At 63.4% G+C, this 18,740-nt stretch carries 3 protein-coding genes; all 3 read left to right on the top strand.

Going from position 1 to position 18,740, the window contains the following annotated elements; all coding sequences use genetic code 11:
• The first annotated feature begins 26 nt into the window (after nt 1-26).
• The 3 genes from VLU25_11800 to VLU25_11790 are packed head-to-tail and all read left to right on the top strand — an operon-like array spanning nt 27 to nt 18,738.
• A complete protein-coding gene (locus tag VLU25_11800) occupies nt 27-5,030 on the top strand; it encodes an amino acid adenylation domain-containing protein (protein HSR68613.1) in 5,004 nt (1,667 codons plus the stop codon).
• 2 nt (nt 5,031-5,032) lie between these two features.
• Nucleotides 5,033-9,049 (top strand): amino acid adenylation domain-containing protein, encoded by a 4,017-nt coding sequence (locus VLU25_11795; GenBank protein HSR68612.1) that lies wholly within the window; start codon nt 5,033-5,035, stop codon nt 9,047-9,049.
• An 8-nt stretch (nt 9,050-9,057) separates the two neighbouring features.
• The gene (locus tag VLU25_11790; GenBank protein HSR68611.1) at nt 9,058-18,738 is read left to right on the top strand and encodes an amino acid adenylation domain-containing protein; all 9,681 of its coding nucleotides are present in this window, start codon (nt 9,058-9,060) and stop codon (nt 18,736-18,738) included.
• Nucleotides 18,739-18,740: the final 2 nt, after the last annotated feature.

Raw genomic sequence — 18,740 nt, 5'->3', positions numbered from 1 at the left:
ATGCCTCGGGCTGGAGGGCTGCTTCTATGGCGCTGAAACGGGTGACTGAACTCTTTGAACGCAAAGCGGAGGAGTGCCCCGACGCTGCGGCGATCTTCTCCTCAGGCCAAACGGTCACCTACGGGCAACTGAACCGCCGCGCCAACCAACTGGCCCGCCACCTGATCGCAGGCGGTCTGCAGCCGGCAGGCCTGGTAGGACTCCACCTGGAACGGTCGGTGCGGATGTTGGAGGCCCTTTTGGCCATCCTCAAAGCCGGCGGAGCCTACCTGCCTCTCGATCCCGATCATCCCGTCCGGCGGCTTCGTTGGATGCTGGACGACGCCCGGGTCGATTTCCTGCTCACCCGTCAAGACCTCAAGGAGCGGCTGGCGGGGAGCCGCACATTGCGGGTCGTCGATTTGGATGCCGATTGGCCCGCCATCTCGCGGCAGCCGAAAGCCAATCCTCCCGCCTCCGCCTGTCCGGAGGACTTGGTTTACTGCATCTATACCTCGGGTTCCACCGGCCGGCCCAAAGCAGTGGCCGTGGCGGGCCCAAGCTTGCTTAATCACGTCCTCCACATGGCGGAGGTCCTGCGCATCCATCCTCAAGACCGCGTGCTTCAATTCACGTCGATCAGCATCGACGCAGCGCTTGAGGAGATCTTTCCGGCCTGGTCGCGGGGCGCGGCAGTGGTGCTGCCTCCAGCACGCGTCCCCACTGCGGATCAGTTGCAGGACCTGCTGGATGGCGAAAGGGTTTCCGTCCTGAGCTTGCCCAGCGCCTACTGGCATCACTGGGTCGATGCCCTATGCCGAGCGGGCGGCCAGCGTCCGCAAGCTCTGCGGTTGGTCTTCGTCGGGGGCGATAGGCTGTTGACCGAGAAGCTCGTGGGTTGGCGGGAGCTGCCATGGAGCGGCGAGGTCGAATGGATCGCCGATTATGGGCCCACGGAAGCCACCATCAGTTGCGCGATTTTCAGCGGACCGGTAAAGGCCGATGAGCCCTGCGTGCCGATCGGGCGGCCGATCGCCAACGTCGACATCCATATCTTGGGCGCCGACCTGGAACCGGTTCGGCCAGGCGAGACCGGCGAACTCTTCATCAGCGGGAAGGCCTTGGCTCGGGGGTATCTGAACCGCCCCGCCCTGACGGCCGAGCGCTTCCTCCCCGATCCCTTCGCCGGTCGCGGCGCCCGGATGTACCGTAGCGGCGATCGTGGTCATCTTCTCGCCGACGGCAATATTCAGTTCGCCGGACGTGTCGATAATCAGGTGAAAATCCGCGGCCATCGGGTTGAGCTGGACGAAGTTGAGGCCGCCCTTCGGCGCTGTCCGGGAGTGAGGGAGGCGGCCGTCGTGGCCTACCAGGAAGCGCCCGGCGATATGCGCCTGGCCGCTTATGTTGTGGCGCGGAACTTCTCCCGCTCCGACTTGCGGCGCCGCCTCTCCCGGCGCCTTCCGGCGGTCATGGTCCCGTCCGTGCTCATTCCTCTGAAACGGTTGCCGCTCTCGCCGGTCACCGCCAAGTTGGACCGCAGCCGGCTTCCGGCCCCCCAATCAGCCATGAAGGCCAGCTTGGGCAAAGCCTCCGAGTTGGAACTCGTGGTGGCGGACCTGTTCCAGGAGTACGCAGGAGGTTCTCCCGAATCGCTGGAGCAGGGCTTTTTCGCCTGTGGAGGCGATTCCCTGCGGGCCTTGTGCCTGCTGGGACGCATAGCCGAGGTTGCCGTCATCGAGATCAGCTTTGCAGAGTTTCAGCGGTGCCAGTCGGTGCGCTCCCTGGCGGCGCTGCTGCTTGAGCGCTGGAACGGCGACCCGCAGATCCTCGTCGGCAAACTGGGCCGGAACGGGCAGAGGCGCGCCGCCGGGCTGAAGACGGTTCGGCGCGGCCGCCATCCAGCCTCGCGGGGGCAGCAGCGCCTCTGGTTCCTGGACAAGCTGCACGGGAGGGCCCCCGTCTACTCGGTCCCCTTCGGCTACCGCATCCGCGGAGATCTGTCGCTGGACGAGTTAGACCAAGCCCTCACCCGCATCCTGGCTCGCCACGAGTCCTTGCGTACTGCTCTAGTCGAGCATGAGGGCAAATTGTGCCAGGAAATCGCTCCTCCCATGTCCATCTCCTCTCGCCGAGTAAGCGTCTCCTCTTTCCCCAGCGCCCTGGCAGCGGCAGAGGCGGCGGCCAGGGAGCCATTCGACCTCTCGAGGGCTCCTTTGTTCAGATCGCTTTGCATTCAGGTAGCCGAGGATGAGCACCTGCTGTTCCTCAACTTCCACCATTGCGTGTTCGATGCCTGGTCGCTGGGTCTCTTTTGGCGGGAACTCTGCGCTTTTCTTAACGGCCAAGCCCATTTGCCCGAACCCGGATTCCAGTACGGGGACTACGCGGACTGGCAATCGCGCTGGCTGCGAGGAAACCAGGCGGACCGTCAGCGGGAGTTTTGGCGCCGCCAACTGAGCGGGGAACTGCCCTCTCTGCGTCTTAATCGAGACGTCGTCCTGGAGAGAAGCTTCCGGCCCAAGGGGGCGCTGGAAGATGTGCGCGTAGAAGCCGATCTGAGCTTGGCCATAACCCAGTTGGCCCGCCGTTTGGAGACGACCGAATTCACGGTCATGCTGGCCGCCTTTGCGGCGACTTTATTCCGACACTCCCGGCAGGACACTATCGTCGTGGGTGTACCGGCGGCCTGCCGCCCGCTGCCCGAGACCGAGGCCATCATCGGCTATTTCACCAACACGGTGGCGTTGCCCTTTCGCTTTCCCCCCGGGGTCACTTTCCAGGAGCTGGTTGTTCAGACCTCGCGCTTGCTCTCGGAGGGAATGGCAAACCAGCAGCTTCCTTTCGATGTGGTCGTCGATGAGCTTTCGCTGCCGCGCAGAAGGGAAAGCAACCCGGTCTTTCAGGCGATGTTCGTCTTGCAGAGCACCCCGGCCGACCGGGAACTCCGAATCCGGGACTTGGACATCCAAGAAGTCGTCATCCACACGGAGACCGCTAAAGTCGACCTGACCTGCACCCTGCGCCGCGCCGCGGGCGGTTATGAGGGAGAGTTGGAGTACGCCACGCCCCTGCTCAACAAGCCCGCCGCGCGATCCTTGGTCAAGGCACTGAAAACCTTGTTGCACGACGCCGTCCGCCGTCCGCAGGCGCGGCTGGATGAATTGGCCCTGCTTCCCGCCCGGGAACGGCAAGACCTGGCCGCTACAGCCAATGCCCGGTTCCAAGCCTACAGCGGACTCAAGACACTGCACCAGGGCTTCGAGGAGCAGGTCCGGCGCTATCCCGAGGCTGTCGCCATCGAAGCCCGACAAGGCTTCCTCACCTATCGAGAGCTAAACAGTCGCGCCAACCGTCTGGCGCGGGTCCTGATCGAGGCCGGCGCCGGACCGGAAGCAAGGATCGGCATCTGCATTGAACGGTCTTTCGACCTGGTGGCCGCTCTGCTGGCGGTTCTCAAAAGCGGCGCGGCCTTCGTCCCGCTCGATCCGGCTCAACCCGTGGAACGGCTGCGCAGCATCGCCCAAGACGGCGGGCTGCAGATAGTGGTGACGCGGGATGCGGCCTCGCCCGATCTGGCCCCGCTTTCCATCCCTGTCGGCGGAGCGGACGATGAAGACCTGGACGCTTTGCAAGGGGCCGATCCCGGCGTAACGGTTTCTTTGGACAACCTTGCCTGCCTCTACTACACCTCCGGTTCCACCGGCCGCCCCAAAGGCGTGGCCATCGATCACCGCTGCGCCATGAACAGGCTGCGCTGGCTGGCTGACCGCTATCCCTTGAAAGAAGGCGAAAGGGTCCTGCACAAGACGCCCCTCATCTTCGACGTGGCCATTTGGGAGATTTTCGGACCCCTGCATGCCGGCGCGGCCATTCTCATGACTGATCCCGGTTCCAGTTCCGACGTCGCACACATCCAATCTCTGCTCAACAAACCGGGGACGGTCTTCGCCCATTTCGTTCCGTCCATGCTGGAGGCCTACCTGAGGTCCGCGCCGCCCGCCGACTACCCCGACCTGCGCTGGATCCAGGTTTCGGGAGAGGCGATGGCGGCACACGTTCTCCAGCGCTTCTCGCGGCATTTCGCTGTCGAATTGCATAACCTCTACGGCCAGACCGAGACCTCCGAGGTGGCAGGCTGGGAAGGCCGGGACTTCAAAAACGGAGAGGGGCTTCCCATCGGCACTCAGCTCGGCATCTACCGCCTCTTCATCCTCGACTCGGCTCTGAGTGCCGTGCCTCCCGGAGTGACGGGAGAGCTTTACGTGGCCGGCTGCGGGGGATTGGCCCGCGGCTATTATGGCCAGCCTCGGCTCACTGCCGAGAAGTTCCTGCCAAACCCCTACGCCGTTTCCAGCGGTGAGCGGCTCTACCGGACGGGAGATTTGGCCTGTTTCGACGATCAAGGACTCATCCGTTTTCTTGGCCGCGGGGACCAGCAAACGAAGATTCGCGGCTGCCGGGTGGAGTGCGGCGAGATCGAGTCGGTTCTTTCGCGCCACCCGTCGGTGGCGACTTGCGCCGTTGTCCTACGACCAGACAGCCAAGGCTCAGCCCAACTTGTCGCCTACGTCGTCGGGGACCGCGCCGCCCTGCCCCATCTGGCCGCTCACGCCGAGCGGTTTCTTCCTACTTTCATGCTGCCCGCGGTCTATGTCTTCCGGTCCGAGCTGCCTTTGACGCCTTCAGGGAAGCTGGACCGCCGGGCTTTGCCGCCGCCGCAAAGGCGGGATCTTGAAGCCCGCGTCGGGGGGCTGGAGCCCGAAGGGCAGCTTCAAAGTGCGTTGGCCGATCTGTGGAAGGAGGTCCTGGGTCTGACAAAGGTGGGCCGCAACGACAATTTTTTCGCCGTCGGAGGCAACTCCCTCAAGTGCATCCAAGTGCTGAGCCGCGTCGATGCGGCCTTCGGCGTCCAGTTGTCGGTGCGCGACTTCTTTTCAAACCCCACCATCGAAGGCCTGGCCGACGCCACCGAGCAGGCCATGGTGGCTATGGTGGCGTCACTGCCCGAACGCGAGGTGGAGCGCCGCCTGTCAGATATGGGAAGGTAAACATGAGCGACCTGATTCCTGGCACCCCGGCAGATCTGGACTCAGCCAGGACGCGCCTTATCCAGAGAATGCTCCGTCGAGGACTGAAGCCGTCCCTTCCCGACAAGCTGGTCCCCATACCCCGCGAACGCCGAATACCGCTCAGCTCTGCTCAGGCCCGCATCTGGTTCTTCGCGCGGTTGTTTCCCGACAGCGCTGAGTACAACCTGTTCGAGACCTTGCGCCTTCCTGCGGCCCCGGGCCGGGCGCGCTTGGAGATGGCCTTGCGGACGCTGATGGAACGCCATGACGCGCTGCGCCTGCGGATTACCGAAGAGGAGGGAGAGCCGCTGCAGCAGGACTCGGGCATCCTGGAGCCTCCCCTGCAATGGCATGACCTGACCGGCCTTTCCCCGAAGCTGGCGGAACGGGCCATGAAGGATATCGGCGATGCAGCCGCAGGAGACCCTCTGCCCCTTGAGCAGCCACCCCTCTTTCGCGTCTGCGCCATCCTGATGCCGGGAGGGGAGGCCGTACTGGTCCTCGTCTTTCACCACCTGATCGCCGACTACTGGTCTGCGGCGCTGTTGCTGCAAGAAATGGCCTCCCTGCTGGAAGGAGAGGAACCGGAGCCCCCCGGCGACATCGGCTTTTTGGACTTCGTCGCCTGGCAGCAGGAAGCCGTCGACCGTCGGCGGCTGGACCGAGACCTCGACTATTGGCTGAGCAAGCTCGGAGGGCAGTTGCCGGTGCTTGACCTGCCCGGGGACCGCCCCCGCCCGCCCGTTCCGAGCCGTCGAGGACGCGCCCTCCCCATCGCGGCTTCTCCTCAACTCGTTTCCGACCTCAAGCGCCTGGCGGAACAAGAAGCAACCAGCTTGTTCGTGGTGACGCTGTCCGCTTACAAGGTTCTCTTGCTGCGGCTGACAGCACAATCCGACCTGATCGCGGGAGCGCCGCTGGCCGGACGAGACCATCCGCTGGCCGAAACTCTGGTCGGGTGTTTTGTCAAGACGGTAGCGCTGCGCACCGATCTGTCCGGAGACCCCTCATTCAGGGAGGCTGTGGGACGCACTCATGCCACGGTGATGGAAGCTCAGGATCACCAATCAGTACCTTTCGACAGGGTTGTGGCGGCCTTGAAAGTGCCCCGCGAGTCCGCTTACAGTCCCGTCTTCCAGACCTTCTTCGGCCTGCAGTCGGCCGCTGACGTAGAATGCCGAGGAGCCGAAGTGGGAGGGGTGCTGCTCGAAAGCGAGTCGGCGAAGTGGGATCTGACGGTTTCGTTGACGGAGACGCCTGAAGGCCTCTGCGGATTCTTAGAATACTCTTCCGATCTCTTCGAAGAGAGTACTGCCGCCCGTTTCGTGAAGATGTACCTCAGGCTGCTCTCGGCCATGGCGCAGGAACCTGACCGACGCGTCGGCGCTTTCCCGCTGATCTCCACCCGGGAACGGGACCGCATCCTCAACCGCTTGAATCCCTATCGCTGCCCCGAGTTCCCCTACCGCACCATGGCCGAGCCCTTCGAGGAGCAGGTCGAGCGCACCCCTCAAGCATGGGCGCTGGCGGGAGACGAGGGCCGTTTGACCTATGCCGATCTCAACCGGCAGGCCAACCGGCTGGCCCACTACCTTCGGGGACTGGGGGCCGGACGCAACACTTTGATCGCCCTGTGCTTGGAACGCGGCTTCGCCCTCGTCGCGGCTCTCTATGCCGTCACCAAGTCCGGCGCCGCCTACGTTCCCCTGGACCCGGAACTTCCCGATGGCCGTCTGCAATTCATGATCGAGGACACCCGGCCCCTGCTGGTGCTGGCCGACCGCTCTACCCGCTCCCGCCTTGCCGACAGCGGGCGGCCCGTGATAGCAGTCGACGAGGAAGCCCACCGCTGGTCGGACTTCCCCTCGACAAATCCCGTCAACGAGGGATCTGCCCGCCATCTCATCCATCTTCTCTATACCTCGGGATCAACCGGGCGCCCCAAGGCCGTGGCTTACCCCGTCGAAGGCGCCCTCGCCAACATCTTCTGGCTGCAGAAGTCCTACCCCTTCGGCCCGGGCGATGCCGCTTTGTTCAAGACATCCTATGGATTCGACGTTTCCATCTGGGAGATCTTCTGGCCCCTATACCGCGGCGCCACGCTGGTCGTCTGCCAGCCGGGGGGACATCGCGATCCCCTCTATCTGATCGAGCAGATCGAGCGCTACCACGTCACCACGATCTTTCTCATCCCGACCATGATGCAGGTGTTTCTCGATCAGCTTCCGGCGGGAAGCTGTCCCTCACTGCGCTGGGTCTTCTGTGGAGGGGAGCCCGTGACCCCGCGCATTCGCGACGGTTTCTATCAGCGTTTGGAGGCTCGCCTGATCAATTGCTATGGACCCACCGAGGCAGGGTGCGTGACCGATATGGTCCTGCACCCTGATCCGGGCTCGCCTACCGTGCCGTTGGGCAGGCCCGCCCCCAACTTCAGAGTCTACGTGCTGGACGAACGATTGCAGGTCTTGCCGGTGGGAGTGCCGGGCGAGGCTTACTTGGGGGGCGAGGCGGGGGTGGCCCAATGTTATTTTAGGCGTCCCGCCCTGACCGCGGAGCGCTTCCTCCCCGACCCCTACGGGCAGCCGGGAGGTCGCATGTACCGCACCGGAGACCTCTGCCGTTATCGCGATGACGGCGTCCTGGAACACCTGGGCCGCATCGGCAGGCAGGTCAAAGTCCGCGGGATGCGTATCGAGCCGGCCGAGATCGAAGCCGTGCTCTGCGAGCACCCAGCAGTCGAGGAGAGCGTGGTGCTGCCGGTCGGCAAAGGAAGCGCCGGCAGGATCATCGCCTTCATCGTGCCCGCCGGCGGGGACGCCGTTTCGCCACAGGAACTGATACAGCACGCGGGCCGCATATTGCCTCGCTTCATGTTGCCGGAGTCCTTCATCAGCGTCGACAGCATCCCCGCCAACGTCAACGGCAAGACCGATCAAGCCGCCTTGCTGCGGCTGTGGCAGGAGGAAAAATCCACGCCGCCTCGACAGGGAAAGCTGGTTCCCCCCGCCGACGTGCAGGAACAAAAGCTGCTGGAAATCTTCCAGCGGGTCCTGGGCCTCAGCGAGATCAGCGTCACCGACAGCTTCTTCGAACTTGGGGGCCATTCTCTGCTCATCTTCAAGCTCATTGCGGCTTGCTCTCAGGAACTCGGCCTTCGTCCTTCGGTGGCCGACGTCTTCGCTGCGCGCTCGGTGCGGGCGCTGGCCCAAACCTTGAAGACTGCGCCGGGGGATCCGGAGGCCAGGTTGGTCCCTTTGGCTCCCAGACCCGGCAAACCCGTCATTGTCTTTGTGCATGCCGCCAGCGGTTCGGTCCTTCCCTTCATGGAGGTTGCCAAACGGCTGGGAGATTACTCGATCTTCGGCCTGCAGGCGCCCGATACAAAAGTCAAAAAGATGGCCCACTCCATCGAGAATCTGTCCGCACGCTACACGGAAGTTATCGATTCGATCCGCAACCGGGGCCCGCTGATTGTGGCCGGCTGGTCGATGGGGGGCTGCATCGCCCTGGAGATGGCCAGGCGCTGGAGGCAGCGCAAACGGGAGGTGGCCGCCGTCTTGATGCTCGATACCTGGTTGCCGCCCGGGGCTCTGGCTTCACCCTCGGCGCAGGTTCGGGCCCGCACGGCGATCCGCCAGATGGACGTCCTAGGCTTGGAGGGCTTCATATCATCAGAGTTGCAGGAAGGCAGCGGCGAGATCGAGCGGCTCTCCAGCGCCCTGGAACTCAACCGGGACGCCTTCCTCTCCTATCAGCCGCGGCCGTTCGAGGGAGAAGTGTTCCTGCTGCGCGCCGCTGAACCCTTTCCCGACCCCTCCATCGAGATTCCGCAGGAGTATTCAAGGGACGGCTATGAGTGGGGCGAGTGGGTTGGAAAGCTGGTGACACGCGAGATTCCCGGGAACCATTTCACTTTGATGGCCAAAGACAACGCTCAGGCTTTGGCGGCGACGATCCGCGACCTCTTGGATGCGCGCGTCGCATACACGGAACTGTGAGGGGCGCCATGAACGAAGTGCGGAAACTGCTCACTGAACTCTCTGAAGAAGGCGTTCAGTTGTGGGTCCACCAAGACCGTTTGCGGGTTCGCCCGGCGGACTCGCTCAAGCCGGAAAGAATGGCGCAGCTCCGGCGATACAGAGAGGAGATCATCGCCTTCCTCGAGCAACCTGAGGTGTCCAGGACCACTCCCCTGGCCGCGGGTCCCCGTCCTGATGTGCTGCCCCTTTCCTATGCTCAGGAAGGACTCTGGTTCCTCGATCAGCTCGGCCTTCTCGGACCGGCCTATAATTTCAGAAGCATCGTAAGCATCGAGGGCCATCTCAACTTCTTGGCCCTGCGCCAGGCCTTTGACGAACTTGTGGAGCGCCACGAGATTCTCCGAACGCGCTACGGAACCGTAGAGGGAGTAGGCGCCCAATGGGTGTCCGCGCCGGAACAGGCCCGCTTCGAGGAGACCGATCTTTCAGCCCGCCCGCCCGAGGAAAGGCGAGAGCTTGTCGCCGAGATATTGCAAAGACATGCCGAGCACTCCTTCGATCTCCAGAACGAGTGCCCGTTTCTGGTCCAATTGCTGCGGTTGGAGAGCGATCAACATCTGCTCATCGTCAACATGCATCACATCATGATCGACGGGCCCTCCTTTGCCATTCTCTTCCGCGACTTGGCGGCGCTCTACGCGGCTCTTGCCGGGCACGGTTCCTCGCCGCTGCCCGAATTGCCCGCTCAGTACGCCGACTATGCGGTCTGGCAGCGCAAGTGGCTGCAAGGAGATATTCTCGACAGACAGCTCTCTTACTGGAGGACGCGTCTGGCCGATGCGCCTGACAGCCTCGACCTGCCTTTCGACTTCGTGCGTCCGGCCGTGCCCGACTTCAGGGGCGGAGTGGTCGAGTTCTCCCTGGCGCCTCAGACCGAGACTGCTCTGCGGCATATAGCCCGCCAGCACGGCTCGACCCTCTTCATGACTTTGCTGGCCGCATTCCACCTCCTGCTCGCTCGCTGGAGCGGGCAAAGAGACATCTGCATCGGGGTTCCAGTCGATGGCCGCGGACATCGCGAAGCAGAGGACCTGGTGGGCTTTTTCCTCAACACCGTAGTGGTGCGCGCCGACTTGTCGCACAACCCCTCCTTCAAGCAGGTCCTCAGCCAGGTGCGGAAGCGCTTGCTGGAGGCCTATGAACACCGCGATCTGCCCTTTGACCGGCTGGTTGCCGAACTGCGCCCCCAACGGCAGCTTTCCCGTCAGCCTCTGTTCCAAGTCCTCTTCAGCTATCTGGCCGAGGACGACCTGAAGCTCCCTGGGCTGAAGCTGACTCAGATCGAACCCGATGACCGCACGGCCAAGTTCGACCTGTCGCTCTTCTTCTCGGAGACAGCCGGAGGGCTCCAAGGAGGCTTCGAATACGCCACCGGTCTCTTCCAGCATGCCACCATCGAGCGGCTGGCCCGGCACTTCAAAACCCTCCTGAAGGGAATCGCCGGCGATCCCGGTGCGTCCGTCGCAGACCTGCCCTTGCTCACTCCGCCCGAGTTGCGGCAGATCGTTGTGGATTGGAACCGAGCGGAACTCGACTTTCCCCAGGCATGCATTCATGAACTTATCGAGTGGCAGGCCGAACGCAAGCCCGAGGCCACTGCCGTCGTCATGGGCGAAAAGTCGATCAGCTACGGTTCGCTCAATGCCCTCGCCAATCAGGTCGCCCATCAGCTGCGCTCCTTGGGAGTGGAGCCAGACACCCTGGTGGGCATCTGCCTCAACCGCTCGCTTGACCTGGTGGCCGGCATCCTGGGAATCCTTAAGGCCGGCGGGGCCTACGTGCCGCTCGATCCCACCTATCCCGCCGCCCGCCTGGCCTTCATGCTGGCTGACAGCCGCGCCTCCGTTCTGGTGACCGAGTCGAGTCTGTCGCCACTGCTGCCCAGCGACGATCTCGACGTCCTCCTCCTGGACAGCGACCGGTCGTCGATCGAGTCCAATCCAACCGCTAATCCGGACTGCGGAGCCAAGCCGGGCAATCTCGCCTATTGCATCTACACCTCCGGATCGACCGGAAATCCCAAGGGCATTGCCCTGCAGCACAGCAGTGCTGTGGCTTGTCTTACCTGGGCCGAGCGGACTTTCGGGGATGAGCTGGAGGGCATGCTGCTTTCGACCTCCATCTGTTTCGACCTGTCTATCTTCGAACTTTTCTCGCCGCTGGCCGCCGGCGCTTCGCTGATCCTTGTCCGTGATGCCCTGGCCCTGACCGAGTCTTGGGCCGGGCCTTGGCCGACTCTCATCAACACGGTGCCGTCGGCAGCGCAAGCCCTTGTCGATGCCGGCGCCATTCCCCGCTCGGTCAAAGTGATCAACCTGGCGGGCGAACCTTTGCAGCGCCGATTGGTTCAGCAGATCATCGGACTGGCTCCTCAAGCACGTGTCTACAACCTCTACGGACCCAGCGAGAATACCGTCTACACTACTTTCTGCCAGGTCGACGGGCGCTCTAAGGTCACTATTGGACGACCGGTGACCAATACTAAGATCTACCTCCTCGACGAGCACATGAAGCCGGTTCCGATCGGCTCGCCCGGCCAGATCTATGTCGCCGGCGCGGGGCTGGCCCGAGGCTATTGGCAACAGCCCGGACTGACGGCGCAGAGCTTTTTGCCCAACCCATTCGGACCAGCGGGGGCGCGCATGTACCGGAGCGGCGATCTGGGCAGATATCTTCCCGACGGCTCAATCGAGTTCCTAGGCCGAATCGACTATCAGGTCAAGATCCGCGGCTACCGCATCGAGTTGGGTGAAATCGAAAGCGCGCTGCTGCGCTGTGACGGCGTCAGCGCGGCCGTTGTGGTGGCCCCCGACGAGCCCTCGGGCGACCGCCGGCTGATGGCCTACGTCGTGGCCGAGAAGCCGTCTCAGAATCGTCTGCGGGAGGCATTGAAAGAGACCCTGCCGGATTATATGCTGCCGGCCGCTTACATCTTCCTTGATGCACTGCCCTTGATGCCCAACGGCAAGATCGACCGCAAGGCTCTGCCCGCGCCTGGTTCCAAGAGGGATACCGGCACCCCCTACGCACCGCCGCGCACGCCCACCGAAGGCTTGCTCGCCGAAATCTGGAGCGACGTCCTCAAGGTCCCGCGGGTGGGCATTCACGACAACTTTTTCGATCTCGGGGGGCATTCGCTGCTGGCCACCCAGGTCATCGCGCGCATCCGCAAGTCGCTGCATGCCGAGGTGCGGCTCTCCGAGCTCTTTGTGGCGCCCTCGGTTGCCGAGTTGGCGCGCATCGTACTCGATGCTCAAGTGGTCGGCGACGATACCATCGGACGGGCCGATCCCGCGCTGCCGCTGGTGGCTTCCTTCGCCCAGCAGCGGATGTGGTTCCTCGATCAGTTCGAGCCCGAGAGCGAACTCTACAACGTCGCCGTCGCCTGGCGCCTGCGCGGGCCGCTGGATGCAACCGCTCTTGAGCGCAGCCTCCAAGAGATCGTGCGTCGCCACGACGTGCTGCGCACCGTCTTTACCGAAGTCGACGGAAGGCCGGTACCCGTGGTCCTCGATCAGGGCGAACTGCCTCTGGACATGGTCGATCTGTCCGTTGCGGACGATCCGGAAGCGGAGGCGCAACTGCGGCTGCAAGAAGACGTCAGCCAGCCTTTCGATCTTGTGCGCGGACCGATGATCCGCATCAGCTTTCTGCGCCTGGACCGCCGCGAGCACATCCTGATGATCGCCTTCCACCACATCGTGGCCGACGGATGGTCTCTGGACGTCATTCTGACCGAGCTTTCAATACTCTACGGCAGCTTCGTCGAAGGCAATCCGCCGCCTCTGGCGGAACTTCCTTTTCAGTACTCCGATTTCGCCCGCTGGCAGCGAGATCTGCTGCAGGGCGAAGTTCTGCAGGGGCATATCGAGTTCTGGCAGCGCTACTTGAATGGGGCGCCGGGATCGCTTGACCTGCCCGCCGACCGGCCGCGTCCGCCGGCCTCAACCTTCCGCGGCGGAATCGTCCCCTTCCAGTTCGACGAGAAACTGAGCCAGCGCCTTCGCGAACTCAGCCAAAGCCGACAGGTGACGCTCTTCATGACCATGGCCGCGGCCTTCAACGTGCTCCTCTATCGCTACAGCGGCCAGGACGATTTCTGCATCGGCTACTCGGTGGGAAACCGCGACCGCCTGGAGACCGAAGGCTTGATCGGCATCTTCGCCAATACCCTGGTGCTCCGCACCCGCATCGCTCCCGGCGACACCTTCGGAGACGAACTGGCACGCGTGCGCGATTCGATGCTCGAAGCCGACCTGCACAAGGATCTGCCCTTCGAGAAGCTGGTGGAAGAACTCCAGCCCCAGCGGGACCTGTCCCGCCATCCGATCTTCCAGGTCACCTACAGCTACAGCACCACCCATGGCTCGCGCTCCGGGAAGGCCACCACGCTTCCAAGCCTGGGACAGAAAGAAGTCACTCTGCCCGGTCTTGAGATCAGTCTGGTAGAACCCGAGAACCAGACGGCCAAGTTCGACCTGGCGCTTTTCGTTTCCGACACGGGCGCCGGACAGGCCCTGGAAGGCGATTTCGAATACTCATCTGACCTTTTCGAACAGGAAACCATCGAGCGCCTGGCGGAGCACTTCGAAGTGCTGCTCGGGGGAATCGTTGCCGAACCGGGCGCGGCTCTGGCCCGCCTTCCGCTGCTCGGCCAAAATGAGCGGCGCCAATTACTGGCGGACTGGAACCATAGAGAAGGAGGTCTGCCCGCCGAGAAGACCCTGCACAAGCTCTTCGAGAGACAGGCGCAACGAACGCCGCAAGCCTTGGCCATCAGCACCGAAGGAGGCGAATTGAGCTACGGGCAGTTGAACGCCCGGGCCAACCGCCTGGCTCACCATCTCCTCAGCCTGGGGGTGTCCGCTGAAAAGCTGGTGGGGATTTGCACCGAGCGCTCATTGGACATGGTGGTGGCAATGCTGGCCGTCCTCAAGGCGGGAGGAGCCTACGTCCCCCTCGATTCTGCCTATCCTCCCGCACGCCTGGCTCAGATGATCGCCGACAGCGGCGCCGACTTGCTGCTGACGGAGGACGGTCTGGCCCAAGGATTGGAAGGACATGGCGCCCGGCTGCTTGTGCTGGACCAAGACCGCGCCTGGGAACAGTCGCAGCCCGACGCCAATCCGCAACGGCCGCTGCATCCCTCCACTCTGGCCTATTGCATCTACACATCGGGCTCCACGGGGCGGCCCAAAGGGGTTGCCCTGACCCACGCCAACGCAGTCGCCTTTGTCAGCTGGGCCCGGCGGGCCTTCTCGGAGAAGGACCTGGAACGGGTCCTGTTTTCGACCTCTATTTGTTTCGACCTCTCCATCTTTGAATTGTTCGTACCCCTGGCGAGCGGAAGCACGGTGCTGCTGGAGAAGAATGCGCTGGCACTGACGGAAAGGCACCTTTCGCCGCCGCCCACGCTGCTCAACACGGTGCCTTCCGCGGCTCAGGCGCTCTTGCATGAGGAACTGTCGCTGCAAGGGCTCCTCACCATCAACCTGGCCGGCGAGCCGCTGCGCGAGGAGCTGGTTTCGCAACTTCGGAAGGCCGTGCCGGGAGTTCGCATCTACAATCTCTACGGTCCGACGGAGTATACGACTTATGCGACTCTCTGCCGGGTGGACGGGGCGGAGAGGATCTCGATCGGCCATCCTCTCGACAATACCCAGGTCTACGTTCTCGACCCCTACCTGCAGCCCGTCCCCATCGGAGTCACCGGCGAGATATGGCTGGCTGGCGCGGGACTGGCGCGAGGTTACTGGAATCGTCCCAGCCAAACGGGCGAGCGGTTCCTCCCCAATCCCTTCGGCCCACCGGGAAGCCGGATGTACCGGACGGGCGACCTGGGACGCCGCCGCGGCGACGGCTCCCTGGAGTTCCTGGGGCGTAGCGACCATCAGGTCAAGATCCGCGGTTATCGCATCGAGCTGGGCGAGATCGAAAGCGCGCTGCGGCGCTGCCCCGGAACCACCGAGAGCGTGGCGGCATTGCGTGAGGACGTTCCAGGCCAGCCCCGCCTGGTCGCCTACGTGACGGGCGAGGAGGCCACCATCATGCGCGAGGCCCGCGGGTTCCTGCGCAGCCTGCTGCCCGAATTCATGATTCCCGCGGCCATTGTCTTCTTGCAGGAGATGCCGCTGACGCCCAACGGCAAGATTGACAGAAAGGCCCTTCCCGCGCCTGACGGCAGCAAGCGGGAAACCGAATACCTGCCGCCGCGCACACCAACGGAATGCGCCTTGGCCCAAATCTTCAGCGAAGTGCTTCAAGTGGGGCGAGTCGGTCTCGATGACCACTTCTTCGAACTGGGCGGACACTCGCTGTTGGCCACCCGGGCTGTGGCTCGTATCCGCCACAAGCTGCAATGCGACTTGCTGCTGCGCGAACTCTTCTCAGCCCCTACCGTGAGCCGCTTGGCCGCGGCGGTGGAAGCAGCCCAAAAGGTGCGCCTTGAGCCGATTCCCCGGACCGACCGCCGCCGCCCGCCGCCGGCCTCCTTTGCCCAGCAGCGGATGTGGTTCCTCAACCAGCTCGATCCAGAAAGCGGACTCTACAACATGCCTGGCGCCTGGCGCCTCAAGGGACCGCTCGACGTCGACGCGCTGACGAAAAGCCTCAACGAGATCGTGCGGCGCCATGAAAGTCTGCGCACCGCCTTCCAGGCTCCCGAAGGGGTGCCGCTGCAGATCATCGCCGAAGAAATGAACATCGCGCTTCCCCTAATCGAAGTGGCCGCCAACGGCGATGCCGAGGCTCAGATTCACAGGATCGTACAGCAGGAAGGCCGGGAGCCCTTTCAACTCGACAAGGGACCCCTTGTACGAGCCCGCTTGATCAAGATCGCTCAGGATGAAAATGTGCTGCTTCTGACCTTTCACCATCTGATTGCCGACGGCTGGTCAATGGATATTCTGGCTCGTGAACTGAGCCTTCTCTATCAAGCCTTCAGCGCGGGACAGGATTCACCTCTGCCCGAACTGGGACTGCAATACGCCGACTACGCCGCCTGGCAGCGGGAACGGCTGGAAGGCGGATCTTTGCGCGAGCAGCTCAACTACTGGACCCACTACCTTCGGGACGTTCCCGAAACGCTGCATCTGCCGTCCGACCGCAGGCGTCCGCCGGTGGCGTCCCATCAGGGGTCGTGGATTGGATTCGAGTTGGATGCCGAGGTCAGCGACCGGCTTCGCCGGCTCAGCCGCCAGAAGGACGTGACCCTGTTTATGACTCTGGCCTCGGCCTTTGGCATCCTGCTGCATCGTCTGAGCGGCCAAGACGACCTCTGCATAGGCTATCCGGTGGCAAACCGGGACCGGACCCAACTGGAAGAACTGGTCGGCCTGTTCGTGAATATGCTGGTTCTGCGCCTGCGCTTCAGTCCCGCTCTGACCTTCGAAGACCTGCTGGAACAAGTGCGAACCTCCGTTCTGGGCGCCAATGCCCATCAGGACCTTCCCTTCGAAAAACTGGTTGAAGAGTTGAGTCCGCAACGCGATCCGGCCGCCCACCCGATTTTCCAGGTCACCATTAGCCTCCTCGAGCACAAGGACCCAGACTTGTCGGGCCTGGACATGACACGCTTGCAGCCCTACGACCGCACTTCGAAATTCGATCTCTCCCTCTTCATCGTTGAAACCGAGGGCGTCATCTCCGGAGGCTTCGAGTACTCCACCGCCCTTTACAGCAGGGAAACCCTGCGGCGCTTGATCGGCCATTTCTCGGTTCTGATTGAGGGGCTGGTGGAGGATCCCAGCGGCGTAGTCGATGCCTTGCCGCTGCTCACACCTCATCAGCGCAGCCGGCTTTTGACGCGATTGAACGATACCGCTGCCGATACCCTTGCGGCGGACGCCGTGCATCTGCTAGTTCAGGAACAGGCGGCCGAGAATCCTGACGCGCCCGCCGTAACCGGCGAAAACGAGTGCCTGAGCTATCAGGAATTGAACCGGCGGGCCAACCGGCTTGCCCGCCACCTGCGCAGCCTGGGAATCGGCGCCGAGTCGCTGGTTGCCGTCTGCCTGCCGCGGTCGCCGGAGATGGTGGTGGGGCTGTTGGGCATTCTCAAGGCGGGAGGGGCCTACGTCCCGCTCGATCCCCAACTGCCGCCGGCCCGCCTGGCCCTCATGCTGGACGAGAGCCAGGCGTCGCTGGTGCTGGTCCAGGAGGCGACCAAGGATCTCGTCGCCCCAGGCTCGGTCGAGGTGTGTTGTCTCGACAGCCAACGGGCGGCGCTGGACCAACAATCGCCGGCCGACCTGATTGGCTGCAGCAAGCCCCTGAATCTCGCCTACTGCATCTTCACTTCCGGCTCCACTGGCAAGCCCAAAGCAGTCGGAGTCACTCACCAGGGCCTCCTCAACCTCGTCTCCTGGCATCGGGAATACTATGGACTGGGACCCGACGATCGGACCACCCAACTGGCTGGCTTTTCCTTCGATGCTTGCGCCTGGGAGGTGTGGGCTTGCCTGACGGCCGGAAGCAGCCTGCACCTGGCGGACGAAGAAATCCGGCGGTCGCCGGCCAAGATCCCCTCCTGGCTGGCAAAGCGTGAAATCACTCATTGCTTTCTGCCCACCCCTCTGGCCGAGGGAGTGCTGGCCGAGCAATGGCCCCAGGCCCCGCCCCTGCAAGCGTTGCTGACGGGCGGCGACATACTCCATCGCCGCGGCCGGCTGGACGACGCCTTTGCGCTGGTCAACCATTACGGACCGACCGAGTGCTCCGTTGTGACTACCTTCGGAGTCGTGGAGCCGGGTGGCGACTCCACACGCCCGCCCGCCATCGGCAGGCCGATCGCAAACACGCAGGTCTATCTTCTCGACCTCCGCGGAGAGCCGGTGCCGCAAGGAGTTATCGGAGAACTCCATATCGGCGGACAGGGTGTGGCACGGGGTTACTTGAACAGCCCCCAACTTACGGCAGAACGATTCTTGCCCAATCCTTTCAGCGCTGAGCCAGGCGCCCGACTCTACCGCACGGGAGACTTGGGACGATACCTGCCCGATGGCGAGATCGAACTCTCGGGACGGGTTGACCACCAGGTCAAGATTAGAGGTTACCGCGTCGAGCTCGGCGAAATCGAGACGATCCTCGCCTCCCACCCGGATGTCCGCGAGTGCGCAGTTGCGGTCCTGGAAGAGCCTTTGAGCGGAAAGCGGATCGTAGCCTACGTGGTGACAGAAACAGACAGCGAGTCCAACTCGGAAGAATGGAGGGCTCACCTGAGGGAAATGCTGCCCCATCCCCTGGTGCCCTCCGCTTTCCTGACGCTGGACTCCCTGCCCCTGCTGCCGAGCGGCAAAGTCGACCGGGCCTTGCTGCCCGCCCCCGAACGCGGGGTCCGCGGCCAAGGCCAGGACCACGTTGCTCCCCGCACATCCGTCGAGAAAGCCATCGCTGCCGTCTGGCTTGAGATTCTGCCTCTTAACCGTGTGGGGATTCATGACGATTTCTTCGCCTGTGGGGGGCAATCTCTGTTGGCGGCTGAGGCGGTTTCCCGAATCCGCGACGCTTTGGGCGTCGAAGTGTCGCTACGCACCTTCTTCGAAGCAGCCAGCGTCGCCGGATTGGCCCAAGCAGTTGAGAATCTGCTCTGGCTCAGGCAGGGCCCGCCTGCTGCCGAGGCGCAGGACGGCGTCTCCGGCGCCATCTGATC

The organism is Acidobacteriota bacterium (assembly GCA_035471785.1).
Classification (GTDB): Bacteria; Acidobacteriota; UBA6911; order RPQK01; family DATIPO01; genus JANQFM01.
Note: the sequence above shows the minus strand (reverse complement) of the source record. Positions and strands in the feature narration are given on the sequence as shown.

Bases quoted from the DNA above. Each gene is read 5' to 3' on its own strand.
- VLU25_11800 (HSR68613.1), top strand. From the start codon at position 27: ATGGCGCTGAAACGGGTGACTGAACTCTTTGAACGCAAAGCGGAGGAG.
- VLU25_11795 (HSR68612.1), top strand. From the start codon at position 5,033: ATGAGCGACCTGATTCCTGGCACCCCGGCAGATCTGGACTCAGCCAGG.
- VLU25_11790 (HSR68611.1), top strand. From the start codon at position 9,058: ATGAACGAAGTGCGGAAACTGCTCACTGAACTCTCTGAAGAAGGCGTT.